Below are 15,063 nucleotides of genomic sequence, written 5' to 3' on the forward strand. Positions count from 1 at the left end.
CCCGCCGGTTCAGTCCTGCGTCAGCACCACGCACGACTCCCCGGGCACCAGCAGCAGCCCGTCGGCGCCCGGCGCCTCCAGCGGGTCCCAGGCGGCGAGCACCCGTACCTTTCCGGCGCCCAGGGGGATCGCCGCCGGCTCCTTGCCCAGGTTCACGGCCACCCGGACGTCCCCGCGCCGGAAGGCCAGCCAGCGGGCCTGCTCGTCGTACGCCACCTTGGTGTCGGCGAGGTCGGGGTCGGTGAGGTCCGGCTCCTCCCGGCGCAGGGCGACCAGCCGGCGGTACCAGGCCAGCACGCGCGCGTGGGGCTCTCGTTCCGGCTCCGACCAGTCCAGGCAGGAGCGCTCGCGGGTCGCCGGGTCCTGCGGGTCGGGCACGTCCTCCTCGGCCCAGCCGTGCGCCGCGAACTCCCGCCGCCTGCCCTGCCGTACCGCCTGGGCCAGCTCCGGGTCCGTGTGGTCGGTGAAGAACTGCCACGGGGTGCCCGCGGCCCACTCCTCGCCCATGAACAGCATCGGCGTGAACGGCGCGGTCAGCGTCAGCGCGGCGGCACAGGCCAGCAGACCGGGGGACAGGGACTGCGAAAGGCGGTCGCCCTGGGCACGGTTGCCGATCTGGTCATGGGTCTGGGAGTAGCCGAGGAGCCGGTGCCCGGCCACCGTCGCGCGGTCCAGCGGGCGGCCGTGGTGGCGGCCCCGGAAGCCGGAGTAGGTGCCGTCGTGGAAGAAGCCGCCGGCGAGGGTCTTGGCGAGGGCGGTGAACGGGGCGCGGGCGAAGTCGGCGTAGTAGCCCTGGGACTCGCCGGTCAGTGCGGTGTGCAGGGCGTGGTGGAAGTCGTCGTTCCACTGCGCGTGCAGGCCGAGGCCGTGCTCCGCGCGCGGGGTGATCAGCCGTGGGTCGTTGAGGTCGGACTCGGCGATCAGGAACAGCGCTCTGCCCAGCTCGGCGGAGAGAGCGTCCACGGCGGCCGACAGCTCCTCCAGGAAGTGGCACGCGCGCGTGTCCCGCAGCGCGTGCACGGCGTCCAGCCGCAGCCCGTCGATCCGGTAGTCGCGCAGCCAGGCCAGTGCGCTGCCCACGAGGTACGCGCGCACCTCGTCCGAACCGGGCGCGTCCAGGTTGACCGCGGCTCCCCAGGGAGTGTGATGCGTCTCGGTGAAGTACGGCCCGAACGCGGGCAGATGGTTGCCGGACGGCCCCAGGTGGTTGTGCACGACGTCCAGGACCACGCCCAGACCGAGTTCGTGCGCCCGGTCGACGAACCGCTTCAGCGCCTCCGGGCCGCCGTACGGCTCGTGCACCGCCCACAGCGAGACTCCCTCGTACCCCCATCCGTGCTGCCCCGGGAAGGGGCACAACGGCATCAACTCCACGTGTGTGACGCCCAGTTCCACCAGATGCACGAGCCGCTCGGCGGCCGAGTCCAGGGTGCCCTCGCGGGTGTACGTCCCCACGTGCAGCTCGTAGAGGACCGCCCCCGGCAGCGGGCGCCCCGCCCACTCGGCACGCCACGCGTACCGCTCCTGGTCCACGACCGCGCTCGGGCCGTCCGGGCCGTCCGGCTGGCGGCGCGAGCGCGGGTCGGGCAGCACGGGACCGTCGTCCAGCGCGAACCCGTACCGCGTCCCGTCATGCGCCTCCGACTCCCCGGACCACCACCCCGCCCGCTCGGGATCGCGCTCCAACGCGCGCGTGGCGCCCCCGCAATGGAGCGTCACACGGTCTGCCTGCGGTGCCCACACCTCGAACTGCACGGACGGTTCCCCTTCGTCTGTTCACCGTGATGTAGCCCGTCCATCGTGCCGTGACCGGGACGGACGCGCCTTGAATCCTTCCTTTCTCCGCGGGTGTCGCCAGGAGTACGCGCGCGTGGTGGTCGTTTCCCCGTTTTCTGGACACCCGGGGTTCACTGACCGACAATCACGAGCGTGACGTCGTCCTTCGAGTTCAACACGTACCCCGCGCGGCTCTCGGACGCGGAGCGCGACAAGGCGCTGCAGGTGCTCCGTGACGGCGTCGCGAAGGGCCGTCTGTCGCACGACACGTTCGTGCGTCGCATGGAACTCGCCCTGGCCGCGCGCCGGGCCGACGAACTCGCCGCGCTGACCGCCGACCTGCCCAGGGAGAACCGCCTCTCGCGGGTCCTTTTCGGCACCGTCGAGGCGGTCTCCGGCTTCACGGTACGGCTGCGCACCGCCTGGCAGGCCGAGCGGCTGCCCAAGCTGATGCTGCCGCACGCCGGCAACGGCCATCCGCTGCGCATAGGCCGCGACCCCGCCAACGGACTGCGGCTGAACCACGAGACCGTCTCCCGCGTGCACGCCGAACTCCGCAGCCAGGGCGGGATGTGGGTCCTCAGGGACCTCGGCTCGACCAATGGCACCACCGTCAACGGGCGCCGGGTGATCGGCGCCGCCGTGGTCCGCGACGGCGACCAGGTGGGTTTCGGACGGATGGCCTTCCGGCTCTCCTCGAACTGAGCGGGGCCCGGCATCGGACACGGTGGCCGAAAACGAGTTGTTCGCCGCGGTGTTGACGTACCCCTGAACTCGTGACTGACTGTGCGTACACCATGCACACCAGGTGAAACGACGGCACCACATTGTGGAGGTGTGCCCTGCCGCTCCTCCGCTATCCGACCGTGGACGAGCTGGGTGCCCGCGCGGCCGCGCTCGTCGCCCGCCGCCCCGAGGACGCCCGGTTGCGCCGTATCGGCACCTCCCGCGCGGGTGCGCCCCTGTGGCTGCTTTCCGTCGGTCACGGCAGCCGGCACGCCCTCGTCGTGGCAGGGCCGCACGCCAACGAGCCGGTGGGCGGCGCCACCGTCCTGCGGCTGGCCGAGCGCACGCTCGCCGACTCCCGGCTCACCGAGGCCGCCGACACCACTTGGAACCTGCTGCTGTGCCTCGACCCCGACGGCTCGCGCCGCAACGAGGGCTGGCTGTCCGGGCCGTACACCCTGGACCACTACTTCCGGAACTTCTTCCGGCCCGGCTTCCTGGAGCAGCCCGAATGGCTGCCCGACGGCGCGGCCGCCGCCGTGCTGCCCGAGACGCGCGCCCTGCTCCGGCTCCAGGACGAGCTGCGGCCCTTCCTCCAGTGCTCCCTGCACGGAGTCGACGTCGGCGGCGGCTTCGTGGAGCTCACCCGCGACCTGCCCGGCCTGGCCCGGCGCGTCGCGCACTCCGCGGCCCGCCTCGGCATCCCCCGTGAACTCGGCGCGTACGACACCCTGTACTGGCCCAGCGTGGGACCCGCCGTCTACCGGATCCCGCCGCCGCGCCGGGGCGACCTGGCCGCGGCCATCACCGAGGCCGCCGTCGAGTCGACCTGGTTCCATCCGCACCGGTACGGCACGGTGACCGCGATCGTCGAGGCGCCGATGTGGGGCGTGGCCGCCGTGGAGGACGGCTCGCCGCCCGCCGACCGGGACGCGGTGCTGCGCACCGTCAGCGGCACCCTGCGCCACGACACCCGGCTCCTGGACGGCGTCCTCGCCCGGATCCGGCCCCAGTTGGCCGCCGTGCCCGACGCCGCCAGCCTGCTCGCGCCGGTCGACGACTATTTACTCGTCTGCCCCGGCCTGGCCGACTCCTGGGACCCCGACACCGACGACGGCAGCGCCCGCCGGCTGCCCGCGCTCAACACCGCCCACCTGGCCGCCCTGCGCATCTCCGGGCGCCGGCTCGCCCTGCGCACCGCCGGACTGCTGCGCCGGCTCGTGCTCAGCACCGGGCACGACCCGGCCGGCGTCCTGCCGGACCTGGACCGGCTGATCGACGAGTGGTGCGCGGACTACCGCGACGGCTGTGGCGCGCGCTGGATCCCGGTGGCCCGCCAGGCCGAGTACCAGGCGCGGGTCGTGCTGAGCGCGTTCGAACTGGCGCGGCGGCACGCGCGCGTGCCGTCCCGTTCGGGTGAGTCGGGCTGGGGTGCCGAGGCCGCCGTGCCGATGCACCGGGAATGACGTACTTCACGCAAGCGACCGCCGTACGCGGCGCCCTGCTGGCGGCGGCCGCCCTCGTTGCCGCCTGCCCCGCCCCGGCCGCCCAGGCGGCGGCCCGGGACACCCACTCCGGCAACTGGCTCTACCTCACCGTCACCCGGGGCGACACCCGCTCCGGCGACATGCGCGGCACCCTGCTGCTGTGCGACCCGCCCCTGGGCCACGCCCACGCGGCCGAGGCCTGCGCCGAACTGGAGGCGGCGGACGGCGACATCGGCAGCCTCCCGGCCAAGGCGGACGCCGTCTGCCCGATGATCTACGCCCCGGTCACCGTCCGCGTGTTCGGGCAGTGGCACGGCCGGACCGTCGAGAACGAGAAGACGTTCTCCAACGCGTGCGCGATGGAAGCGGGGACGGGGGAGGTGTTCCGGCTGGACGACTGAGGCCGGGCCGGGGCGCGGGGGCACGCGTGCGTGGGACGTGACGGGTGTCCCACGCGCGCGTGCCCGTTCTCGTCCCGCCGCTCTCCCCGTGCCGCGCCTCACGCCACCCGCTCGCGCGCGTACTGCGCCGCCACGAGGACCGTGCGGGACTGGTGCTCCACCTGGTGCTCCAGCGGCACCCAGCGGGCCCGGAAACGCTGGGCGAAGGCGTCGCACCAGGAGGCGACGAGCTGTTCGAGCTCGGGGGCGGCGCGGTCGTCGGCCTCCTGGAGGACCCGTAGCAGCATCGCCGCCGCCCGCAGCGGCAGCCGCCGTCCGAAGGCGTCCACGCTGCCCACGTACGCCCTGGTGGTGTCGACGGGCGGGGTGTGGATCCAGTCCTCGGCCAGGCCCGGGATCAGCTCCAGCGCCCACTTCGCGGCCCGCAGCAGCGGTCCCTCGGCGCCGTCCAGCCGTGGCAGGGCCTCGGCCAGTACCCGCTCCACCTCCAGCGCGTCCCGCTGGAGGCGACGGGCCAGGTGCCGCATCGCCGCCACGGGGGCGGGGTGCGGAGCCGGGTCGTCCACCAGGTCGCTGGCCCACATCGGCACCTCCACCACCGCGGTCAGGCCGCCGTACCGGTGGGCGTGGTACCAGGTGCTGTGCCGTGCGTCGTCCGGCATGCTCGGGTAGGGCACGCCCGACTCCGGTCCGGGCATCACATGCACGCCGGGCCCGGAGGCGGGCCAGCCCGCGGCGTCCGAGGAGCCCGTCTCCACCGGGATGCGCAGCTCCGCCGCCGACTTGGCGAACGGCTCGGCGAGCCCCGGCACGTCCTTGGTCAGCTGCACCCAGCTGCCGCCCAGATCGGTCCCGTGCAGAGTCACCTGGAGGAAGGGGCGCAGCTCGTCGATCACGCCGGTCAGGGTCCGGGTCTCGGGCGGCAGCCGGTCGGGCGGCAGCACCGACGGCGACCACTCCGGCTGTTCGGGGCCGGCCGGCCGGTAGAAGCCCAGGTGGTAGTCGAACAGGCTGCGCGGCGCCGGGGTCACATGCAGGCTGGCCCCGTCCGGGTCCGCGCACAGCAGGAAGTGCCAGGAGGTGTCGGCGCGCAGCTCCGGGGCGCGTACGACCCGTTCGGCGAGCGCGAGGAGGGTGCCGCCCCCGGTCGGCTCGTTGGCGTGGGCGCCCGCCACCACCAGGACGGCCGGTCTGGCGTGGCCCACGGACAGCAGGTGCAGGGGTCTTCCCTCGCGGGAGACTCCCACCTGCCGCAACGTACACAGGCCCGGCCGGTGAGCGGCCAATGCCCGGGCGGTTGCGACCAGTTCGGGAACACTGGGGTAACGCGGCTCCGGCAGGAGACTCACCCCCGTCTTGTCTGCCCGGCTTGGCAATCCCCAGTGCCGCACGGCATGGGTGGACTGTCAAGCACGGCGCGGGGGAGCCTCCAGGGGGCGCCCAGATGCATTCGAGGTTGAGACGACGGCGACGACCGTCGTCTCCCGTGAGCAGCACACCTCACCCCGCGTCCCCGACCCGCTCCAACAACACCACCGGCATGGGCCCGAACAGTTCGGCCACGCGCGTGTGCCCCGTGAACTCTCGTTGCGGTGTCAGTACGTCGGTCCAGCGTCCTGGGGGCAGCGGCAGCAGGGTGTCGCGCCAGCCGCCCGCCTCCGCCAGCCGCAGCGACAGCCGGGTCACGGCGGTCACGACGTCCCCGGAGCGCGCGAACGCCACGCAGTGGGCCGCGGCCGGGCCCTGGGCGTCCAGTGGTGTGTAGGTGGCCGTGTCGCCGAAGGTGTCGGGGCGGCGGGCGCGCAGTCGGAGGGCCGCCGCTGTCAGTGCGGCCTTCTCCCCGGACGCGCCGGCCTGCTGCGCGGGCGGGAACCGCACCGGGCGCCGGTTGTCCGGGTCCACCAGTGCCCGGTACTCGTCCTCCGTGCCCTGGTAGAGGTCCGGCACCCCGGGCATCGTGAGATGGACCAGGGCGGTGCCCAGCACGTTCGCCCGGATGTGGGCCTCCAGGGAGCCGCGGAAGGCGGCCACGCGCTCACCGGGCGCCCCGCACGGCCCCTCCGCGACGAACGCGGCCACCGCCTCCTCGTAGGGCGGCTCCTGCTCCGTCCAGCTCGTGTACAGGCCGGCCTCGCGGACGTGCTTCAGCAGGGCCTCGCCGACCCGTTCCCCGTCCGCCGGGCCGAGCCCGAACACCGTCTGCCAGGCGGCCCAGGCCAGCTGCGCGTCCGGCACGCCCTCGCCGTCCCGGGTCACCTCGGCGAGCACGTCCGCCCAGCGCCCCGGGCACTCGGTCAGCACGGACAGCGCCGCGCGCACGTCGGCGCTGCGCTTGGTGTCGTGCGTCGACACCACGGTCCCGGTGACCGGCCAGTCGCGCTGCACGCGCGCGCAGTACGCGTGGAACTCCGCCGCGGTCACCCCCGGGCGGCCCGGGTCGCCGCCCACCTCGGTCGCCGACAGCAGCGGCACGTAGCGGTAGAACGCCGTGTCCTCCACGGACTTGGCGCGCAGGGCCGACGACGTCTGCGCGAACCGCGCCCGGAACTCCGCCGGCCCGGGACCGTCACCCGCCGCTCCGACCAGCAGACCGCGCACCACATCGACCGCCCGGCCCTCCTCGGGCACGACAAAGGCACGGCGGGCCTCCTCGGCGGCCTCCTCGGTGACGACGGCGGCCGCGTCAGCGCAGGCGTACGGCCGGTAGACCCGCAGCCGGACCAGCAGCTCCTGCAGCGCGGTGCGCAGCGCCCAGGGGGCCCGGTCGCGCAGCGCCGGGTCCGGCGAGCCGGCGCACAGACGGTTCGCCACCCGGGTCAGCCGGTCCGTCTCGGCGGCCAGCTCGTGCGTGAGCACCTTGTACGCCGCCCGCCGCACCGTCGCCTCCCAGTCGCCGCCCCGGTCCGTCTGCGGGGCCGCGAACCTCCGGTACTGGCCGAGCAGTTCACCGGCCCCCACCGGGTCCGTGAACAGGCCGTCGACGTGCCGCAGCGCGTCGTAGCCGGTGGTGCCCGCCACCGGCCAGGAGGCGGGCAGGGCCTCCCCGCCGGCGAGGATCTTCTCGACGACGGTCCAGCGCCCGCCGGTCGCCTCGTGCAGCCGCCCCAGGTAGCCGTCGGGGTCGGCGAGACCATCGGGATGGTCGATGCGCAGCCCGTCCACCACGCCCTCGCGCAGCAGCTGAAGAATCTTGGCGTGCGTGGCCTCGAAGACCTCCGGGTCCTCCACCCGCACCCCGATCAGCTCCGAGATGCTGAAGAACCGCCGGTAGTTGAGCTCCGTACGGGCCAGCCGCCACCACACCGGGCGGTACCACTGCGCGTCCAGGAGCTGCGGCAGCGCAAGCTCCTCGGTGCCCTCCCGGAGCGGGAACACATGGTCGTGGTAGCGCAGCACGTCGCCGTCGACCACCAGCTGCCCGAGCTCCGCGCCGACCGGGCCGCCGAGCACCGGCAGCAGCACCTGCCCGCCCTGTGCGTCCCAGTCGATGTCGAACCAGCGCGCGTACGGCGACTTGGGGCCCTCCCGCAGCACCTCCCACAGGGCGCGGTTGTGGCGCGGGGCCATGGCCATGTGGTTGGGCACGATGTCCACGACCAGGCCGAGTCCGTGCTCCCGCGCGGTGCGCGACAGCGTGCGCAGGCCTTCCTCGCCGCCGAGTTCGCCCCGCACGCGCGCGTGGTCCACCACGTCGTAGCCGTGCGTGGAGCCCGGGACGGACTCCAGGACGGGGGACAGATGCAGATGGGAGACGCCGAGCGACGCCAGGTAGGGGACGGCCGCCGCCGCGGCCGCGAACGGGAACTCGGGCTGCAGCTGCAAGCGGTAGGTGGCCGTCGGCACCACCGGGTCGGGTCGCTCAGATGTCATGCAAACCTACGTACCCATCCCGCCACCTTTCGTGTCACGGCACCCGGCACGTGGCCCATGCGCGCGACCGGCATTCGAGCGAAGCCCCTTTCCTAGGCCGGCCGCTGAAGCACGGTCAGGCTCCGGTCCACCAGGGTCAGCCGCTCCCCGGCCCCCACCTTCGGACCCGTGCCCGGCGGTACCCCGTCGACGCGTGCTGTGTCGACCACGACCTGCCACTGCCGGCCGTGGTCGACCGGCACCACGAAGTCCAGGGACTTCGGCGAGGCGTTGAACATCAGCAGGAAGGAGTCGTCGCCGATGCGCTCCCCGCGCGATCCGGGCTCGGAGATCGCATTGCCGTTGAGGAAGACCGTGAGCGCCGACGCCTGTGCCGAGTCCCAGTCCCGCTGGGTCATCTCCCGGCCCTCCGGGGTGAACCAGGCGATGTCGGACAGCTCGTCGTGCGTGCCCTCCACCGGGCGGCCGTGGAAGAAGCGCCGCCTGCGGAAGACCGGGTGGTCCTTGCGCATCCACACCATCGCGCGCGTGAAGTCCACCAGTTCACCGCCGCGCCCGTCGCCGGACTCGCCGCCGGGCTCGTCGGTACCGGGCCAGCGCAGCCAGGAAAGCTCGTTGTCCTGGCAGTAGGCGTTGTTGTTGCCGCGCTGCGTGCGCGCGAACTCATCCCCGTGGCTGATCATCGGCACGCCCTGGGACAGCATCAGCGTCGCGACGAAGTTCCGCATCTGGCGGCCCCGCAGCTGCCGTACCTCCGGGTCGTCGGTGTCGCCCTCCACACCGCAGTTCCAGGACCGGTTGTGGCTCTCGCCGTCCCGGTCGTCCTCGCCGTTGGCGCGGTTGTGCTTGTGGTTGTACGACACCAGGTCGTGCAGCGTGAACCCGTCGTGGCAGGTCACGAAGTTGATCGAGGCCAGCGGGCGCCGCCCGTCGTCCTGGTAGAGGTCGGACGAGCCGGTCAGCCGGGAGGCGAACTCCGCGAGCGCCCGCGGCTCGCCCCGCCACAGGTCCCGTACGGTGTCGCGGTACTTGCCGTTCCACTCGGTCCACAGCGGCGGGAAGTTGCCCACCTGGTAGCCGCCCTCGCCCACGTCCCACGGCTCGGCGATCAGCTTGACCTGGGAGACCACGGGGTCCTGCTGCACCAGGTCGAAGAACGACGACAGCCGGTCCACCTCGTGGAACTGCCGGGCCAGGGTCGCCGCGAGGTCGAAGCGGAAGCCGTCGACGTGCATCTCGGTGACCCAGTAGCGCAGCGAGTCCATGATCAGCTGAAGCACGTGCGGGGACCGCATGAGCAGCGAGTTGCCGGTGCCCGTGGTGTCCGTGTAGTAGCGCGGGTCGTTCGCCAGGCGGTAGTACGACGCGTTGTCCAGGCCCCGGAAGGACAGGGTCGGACCCAGATGGTTGCCCTCGGCGGTGTGGTTGTAGACGACGTCCAGGATGACCTCGATCCCGGCCTCGTGCAGGGCGCGGACCGCCGACTTGAATTCGAGGACCTGCTGGCCGCGGTCGCCCCAGGAGGCGTACGCGTTGTGCGGGGCGAAGAACCCGAGGGTGTTGTAGCCCCAGTAGTTGTTCAGACCCATGTCGACCAGGCGATGGTCGTTCACGAACTGGTGTACGGGCATCAGTTCCAGGGCCGTGACACCGAGTTCGGTCAGGTGTGCGATGACGGCGGGGTGGGCGAGCGCGGCGTAGGTGCCGCGCAGTTCCTCGGGCAGCCCTGGGTGGCGCATGGTGAGGCCCTTCACATGGGCCTCGTAGATCACGGTGTGGTGGTACTCCGTGCGCGGACGCCGGTCGTCGCCCCAGTCGAAGTACGGGTTGACCACGACCGAGGTCATCGTGTGCGGCGCGGAGTCCAGGTCGTTGCGCTTCTCGGGCGCCTCGAAGTGATAGCCGTAGACCTCCTCGCCCCACCGGACCGACCCGCTGATCGCCTTCGCGTACGGGTCGAGCAGCAGCTTCGCCGAGTTGCAGCGCAGCCCGCGCCCGGGGTCGTACGGGCCGTGCACCCGGAACCCGTACCGCTGCCCCGGCATGACGCCCGGCAGATACGCGTGCCGCACGAACGCGTCGCTCTCGCGCAGTTCCACTGCCGTCTCCGAGCCGTCCTCGTGCAGCAGACACAGCTCTACTCGGTCCGCGGCCTCCGTGAAGACCGCGAAGTTGGTGCCGGCGCCGTCGTACGTGGCGCCGAGCGGATACGCCTCTCCAGGCCAGACCTGCATGGAAACGACTCTTCCAGGTGTCCCGCACCGCTGGGGGTGCCTTGGCCACGAGTCTGCCCGAAAGTGATGGAACCCCCTGTGACTTACGTCCCTCTTACCGCACGACCAGTGCATACGAGGTATGCCGAATCCAGTGGGGCCGACACGTACTCCCGGGGACACAGGGGGAGTAGGGGGAAGATGTGCGCACGATAGTGCACCGCCATCTGGGCAAGGTGGTGGCCGGTGCGGCCATAGCGGTGGCGGGTACCGCCGTGATGGTCGGGATCACCCTGCCGGGGACGGCAGGGGCCGACGAGACAGGAGGAACCAAGGGGAATTCGCAGTCCGCCCAGCAGGCCGGGCAGGACTCCGGCGCCGTGCAGCCGGGTGTCGTCGAGCAGGCGCCGGCCGAGGGCGCAAAGGGCAAGGGCCGCGACCCGCTGACCGACGACGAGATCAAGCGGGTCGAGCAGATCGCCGTGAACCGGCAGCTGCTCAACACGAGCGAGGACGTCGACGGGAGCCACGGTCCGCAGCGCCTCAGCGTCGACCTGGCGGACCCGGACTCCGACGAGGTGGACAACCCTGACGCGCCGCGGCGGGCCGACGTCACCTTCTACGACTACAAGACCGACACCCTCGTCACCAAGACCGTCAACCTGGCGACGGGCAAGGTCGAGCAGACCAGCAGCCAGCACGGTGTCCAGCCGCCGCTGAGCCGTGCCGAGAACGCCGAGGCGGCCAAGATCCTGATCGCCGACCCGCTGGGCGCGGGCCTCAAGGCCGATTACAAGGACGCCACCGGCCACGAGCTCACCTCGCCGGACCAGCTGCTGTTCAACGGCGCGGTCTACCGGGCCACTCCGGGTGCCCAGCCCGCCGTGCTCGACAAGTGCGGCGAGCACCGGTGCGTGCGGCTGTTCCCGAAGGTCATGAACGGTCCGTGGATCGATGCCAGGTCGCTGATCATCGACCTGAGCGCACGCAAGGTCGCAAAGCTCGACCGCGGCTGATCGGACGTCCGGCCGAGCGGCCGTGCGTCCCATTCACCTTTCCAACCTGCTTCTCCTGCAAGGGAGTCATTTCTTCATGCGCGCGAACAGAATCAGCCGTGCCCGCAGGCGGGCGGCCGTGGGCCTGTCCGTGGCCGCGCTGGCCGCCGGTGCGACGACCGGCGCGGGACCGGCCGCCGCCCAGCCGAAGACCGCCCGGGCGGCGGCCGCCGACTGCAGTGCCGCTTACAAGATCGAGCAGAAGCTCGCCACCGGCACGACCTGGCGGATGTGCTGGCGCTACGACAGCAAGGCCGGACTGGTCCTGGAGAACGTCTCGTACCAGCCCAAGGGCGAGACCGAGCCGATCAAGGTCCTCAACAGCGCCCGGCTGGCCCAGATCGACGTCCCCTACGACGACGGAAGCGTCGAGTACGACGACCTGACGGGCTTCGGCTTCGCCCAGGGGCTGGTGAACCTGGCGCCGGGCGAGTGCCCCGGCGGCACCATCAAGACCATCCGGGTCCCGGACTCCTGGGACCCGCAGCACGCCGACGTCAAGGGCCTGTGCACCACCACCCGCTCCCGCGGCCACGCCTACCGCATGCAGGGCAACAGCGCGAACAAGGTCTACCAGACCCAGGGCAAGGACCTGCTCGTCTACACCGTGAACCAGGTCGGCTGGTACGAGTACATGACCGAGTGGCGCTTCCAGGACGACGGCACGGTCAACATGAACGTCGGCGCCACCGGCAGCCTCTCCTACGGCGACTACGACGCCGGTGACGGCCGCGGCTGGCCCATCGGCAAGGGCGCCAAGGCCTACGCCACCAGCCACAGCCACAACGTCTTCTGGCGGCTGGACTTCGGCCTGGACGGCTCCTCCAAGACGAAGGTCGAGCAGTACGACTCGGCGGTCACCGCGCCGGCCCGCGGCCAGGAGGCCCCGACCAACAAGACCACCCGCACCAAGGTCACCAAGGAACTCGCGGGCGACGCCAAGACCTACCGCTGGTGGCGGGTGGTCAGCGCCACCGGCAAGAACAAGGACGACCACGCCCGTTCGTACGAGATCGTCCCCGGCCCGACCACCAGGTACCCGGGACGCAGTTTCACCAAGCACGACGTCTACTTCACCGAGTACAACAAGTGCGAGCAGTTCGCCAGCAACAACCCGGGCAACTGCCCCGCCGGCGCGGGCAAGTCGGTCGACAAGTGGGTCAACGGCCAGACGCTCACCCACCCGATCGTCTGGATGAACGTCGGCTTCCACCACATCGCCCGGGACGAGGACCAGCAGCCCATGCCGGTCCACTGGCAGGGCTTCGCCATCGCTCCGCGCGACGTCACGGCTATGAATCCGCTCACTCCCGACGAGCTGGCATGGCAGAACGGCCACTGGCAGCCGCGTAGTTGAGAAAAGGACCCGTCCATCCGGCTGCACCGCCGACCGGTCCCGGAGTACCCTTCCTTGATCGTTGGCACGGGGAGAGCTCGGGGGAGCGGAAGGCGGTGCGCGGGTGGGCTCGGGAGGGCTGGAGTTGCCCCCTGGTGACGAGGGTCACGAGGGGAACTCCACAGAGGTCCCGCCCGGCGTGGTGTCCCTGGCACGGCCCATGGACGCCGGTGCCATCGGGCCGGAGCTGGACTGGGGCGCCGACGCCTGGCTGGAGGTGCGTACGCGCGCCCAGCGGGCCGGCCGGGCCTACATCTGGCTGAACCTCGTCGAACAGCGGCTGCGCGCGGTCGTGGCCGCTGTTCTGCGCCCCATCTACGAACCCGTCCACGGCGACGAATGGGTGGTCGCCGCGGCCGGCCCCGCCGGACAGGAATGGGTCCAGCGCGCCGTCGCCGTACGCGAAGTCAGCCGCCGCAAGGGCTACTTGCTCGACCCGGCGGACGACAACGTCCTCAGCTTCCTCACGCTGCCCCAGCTGCGCGAACTCATGGTGCAGCACTGGCCGTGCTTCGAGCCCTACTTCGACGAGCGCCGGGACGTCGAACTCGCCCTGGACGAGCTCGAAGTCACCCGCAACGTCGTCTCCCGCAACCGGGCCCTGTCCGAGGCCGTGCTCAACCAGGCCGAACGCGCCTCCGCCCGGCTGCTGGAGATGCTCGGCACGGGCAGCGACGTGCCGTCCTCGCGCCGGCTGCCCGTCGACGCCGTAGAGGACCTGGTCGGCGACCGGTACGCGGACGTGGTCGCCGTGCACCCCGACCGGGTGCGGCTGCTGCGCCAGTTCCCCGCCGAGGACATCTTCGGCGGCGCCCGCCGTCTCGACGCCATAGGCATCGGGCTCAACCTGCTCGTGCAGAACTTCTCCGGGCGCCGGCTGGTGCGCCTGGCCGAGTCGGGCTGCCGGGTGCGGCTGCTCTTCCTGAACCCGGCCTCCAGCGCGGTGAAGCGGCGCGAGCGCGAACTCGGGATGAAACGGGGCGAACTGAGCCGCGCGGTCGAGATGAACATCCTGCACATGCGCAGGGTGCGCTCCCGCCTCCGGGATCCGGGCGCCTTCGAGATCCAGGTGTACGACGAGACACCGCGCTTCACGGCCTACCTCGTGGACGGTGACAACGCGGACGGTGTCGCCGTGGTGCAGTCCTATCTGCGCGGGGCGCGCGGGATGGAGGTGCCGGTGCTGGTGCTGCGCAACGGAAGCCGCGTGGTCAAGTCGGGCGATGTGGAGGAAGGCGGCCTCTTTCCGACATACCGCGAGGAGTTCGAGCTGACCTGGGCGGACTCACGGCCCGTGTCCTGAGCCGTCCGCGGAGGATGAAGCGGAATGCGGTCCTTGGATTGTCAGTGGCGCATGCGATGGTGGAGATCACTGGGGGAAAGCACCACCAAGAAGGGGGGCCGCCGATGGGCTGGCACCGGGAGCTGCTGATCGGCTTCGACCTGGAGACGACCGGGACCGATCCGCGTGAGGCGCGTATCGTCACGGGGGCCGTGATAGAGGTCAGGGCCGGACAGCCCGTGGGACGCCGGGAGTGGCTGGCGGACCCGGGCGTGGAGATCCCGGCCGACGCGGTGGCCGTGCACGGCATCAGCAACGAGCGTGCGGCGGCCGAGGGCCGGCCGGCCGACCAGGTCGCGGACGCCATCGCGGACGTCCTCACCGGCTACTGGAAGACGGGGGTGCCCGTCGTCGCCTACAACGCGGCCTTCGACCTCACCCTGCTCTCCGCCGAACTGCGGCGCTACGAGCTGCCGTCGCTCTCCGACCGCCTCGGCGGCATCGACCCGGCGCCGGTCATCGACCCGTACACCATCGACCGCCGGGTCGACCGCTACCGCCGCGGCAAGCGCAACCTCGAAGCCGTCTGCGCGGAGTACGGCATCACCCTCGACACCGCCCACGACGCCTCCGCCGACGCCCTGGCCGCGGCCCGCCTGGCCGGCGCGATAGCCGAACGCCACCCCAAGATCGCATCCCTGGGCCCGGCGGAACTGCACCGCCGTCAGATCGGCTGGTACGCCGAATGGGCGGCGGACTTCCAGAACTTCCTGCGCCGCAAGGGGGACGCGACAGCGGTGGTGGACGGCGTGTGGCCACTGCGCGACCTGGCGAACCTGACGGACGAAAAGGTCTGA

The 15,063-nt window shown here is 72.0% G+C and carries 11 protein-coding genes; 7 read left to right on the forward strand and 4 right to left on the reverse strand.

All coding sequences use genetic code 11. From position 1 onward, the window contains the following. Positions 1 to 9: 9 nt before the first annotated feature. Positions 10 to 1,755 (reverse strand): malto-oligosyltrehalose trehalohydrolase, encoded by a 1,746-nt coding sequence (gene treZ, locus ACFY1J_RS06100; RefSeq protein ID WP_390730759.1) that lies wholly within the window; start codon positions 1,753 to 1,755, stop codon positions 10 to 12. Between the two features lie 174 nt (positions 1,756 to 1,929). On the opposite strand from treZ, the gene ACFY1J_RS06105 reads away from it, so the two are divergent. The 3 genes from ACFY1J_RS06105 to ACFY1J_RS06115 all read left to right on the forward strand — a co-directional run bounded on the left by ACFY1J_RS06105 (position 1,930) and on the right by ACFY1J_RS06115 (position 4,390). Further along, complete coding sequence (locus tag ACFY1J_RS06105; RefSeq protein ID WP_390730760.1) at positions 1,930 to 2,481, forward strand: FHA domain-containing protein; 552 nt, start codon at positions 1,930 to 1,932, stop codon at positions 2,479 to 2,481. A 161-nt stretch (positions 2,482 to 2,642) separates the two neighbouring features. Then, positions 2,643 to 3,968, forward strand: coding sequence for a M14 family zinc carboxypeptidase (locus ACFY1J_RS06110; RefSeq protein ID WP_390730761.1), 1,326 nt, complete (start codon positions 2,643 to 2,645; stop codon positions 3,966 to 3,968). Next, positions 3,965 to 4,390 carry an SSI family serine proteinase inhibitor gene (locus ACFY1J_RS06115; protein WP_390707361.1) on the forward strand — a complete coding sequence of 142 codons (426 nt, stop codon included), beginning with the start codon at positions 3,965 to 3,967 and terminating at the stop codon, positions 4,388 to 4,390. Before ACFY1J_RS06110 ends, ACFY1J_RS06115 begins: the two co-directional genes overlap by 4 nt. A gap of 98 nt (positions 4,391 to 4,488) precedes the next feature. Here ACFY1J_RS06115 and ACFY1J_RS06120 read toward each other — a convergent pair whose 3' ends face one another. The 3 genes from ACFY1J_RS06120 to glgX form a co-directional block, all read right to left on the reverse strand. Next, entirely contained in the window at positions 4,489 to 5,739 is a 1,251-nt protein-coding gene (locus tag ACFY1J_RS06120; protein WP_390707360.1) for a M14 family zinc carboxypeptidase, read from the reverse strand. Positions 5,740 to 5,890: 151 nt separating this feature from the next. After that, on the reverse strand, positions 5,891 to 8,260 hold the full coding sequence (gene treY, locus ACFY1J_RS06125; protein WP_390730762.1) for a malto-oligosyltrehalose synthase: 2,370 nt from the start codon (positions 8,258 to 8,260) through the stop codon (positions 5,891 to 5,893). 92 nt (positions 8,261 to 8,352) lie between these two features. After that, positions 8,353 to 10,494, reverse strand: a complete 2,142-nt coding sequence (glgX, locus tag ACFY1J_RS06130; protein ID WP_390707358.1) for a glycogen debranching protein GlgX — start codon at positions 10,492 to 10,494, stop codon at positions 8,353 to 8,355. Positions 10,495 to 10,676: 182 nt separating this feature from the next. Here glgX and ACFY1J_RS06135 point away from each other — a divergent pair, with 182 nt between their 5' ends. The 4 genes from ACFY1J_RS06135 (at position 10,677) to ACFY1J_RS06150 (ending at position 15,063) form a co-directional block, all read left to right on the forward strand. Further along, positions 10,677 to 11,489, forward strand: a complete 813-nt coding sequence (locus ACFY1J_RS06135; RefSeq protein ID WP_390707357.1) for a Tat pathway signal sequence domain protein — start codon at positions 10,677 to 10,679, stop codon at positions 11,487 to 11,489. Positions 11,490 to 11,565: 76 nt separating this feature from the next. After that, positions 11,566 to 12,885 (forward strand): copper amine oxidase, encoded by a 1,320-nt coding sequence (locus ACFY1J_RS06140; protein ID WP_390707356.1) that lies wholly within the window; start codon positions 11,566 to 11,568, stop codon positions 12,883 to 12,885. A 103-nt stretch (positions 12,886 to 12,988) separates the two neighbouring features. Further along, complete coding sequence (locus tag ACFY1J_RS06145; protein ID WP_390707355.1) at positions 12,989 to 14,227, forward strand: SAV2148 family HEPN domain-containing protein; 1,239 nt, start codon at positions 12,989 to 12,991, stop codon at positions 14,225 to 14,227. A 104-nt stretch (positions 14,228 to 14,331) separates the two neighbouring features. Further along, a complete protein-coding gene (locus tag ACFY1J_RS06150) occupies positions 14,332 to 15,063 on the forward strand; it encodes a 3'-5' exonuclease (RefSeq protein ID WP_390707354.1) in 732 nt (243 codons plus the stop codon).

This window comes from Streptomyces sp. NPDC001406, from assembly GCF_042895285.1.
Classification (GTDB): domain Bacteria; phylum Actinomycetota; class Actinomycetes; order Streptomycetales; family Streptomycetaceae; genus Streptomyces.

Bases quoted from the DNA above. Each gene is read 5' to 3' on its own strand.
- ACFY1J_RS06115 (WP_390707361.1), top strand. From the start codon at position 3,965: ATGACGTACTTCACGCAAGCGACCGCCGTACGCGGCGCCCTGCTGGCG.
- treY (WP_390730762.1), bottom strand. From the start codon at position 8,260: ATGACATCTGAGCGACCCGACCCGGTGGTGCCGACGGCCACCTACCGC.
- glgX (WP_390707358.1), bottom strand. From the start codon at position 10,494: ATGCAGGTCTGGCCTGGAGAGGCGTATCCGCTCGGCGCCACGTACGAC.
- ACFY1J_RS06140 (WP_390707356.1), top strand. From the start codon at position 11,566: ATGCGCGCGAACAGAATCAGCCGTGCCCGCAGGCGGGCGGCCGTGGGC.
- ACFY1J_RS06150 (WP_390707354.1), top strand. From the start codon at position 14,332: ATGGGCTGGCACCGGGAGCTGCTGATCGGCTTCGACCTGGAGACGACC.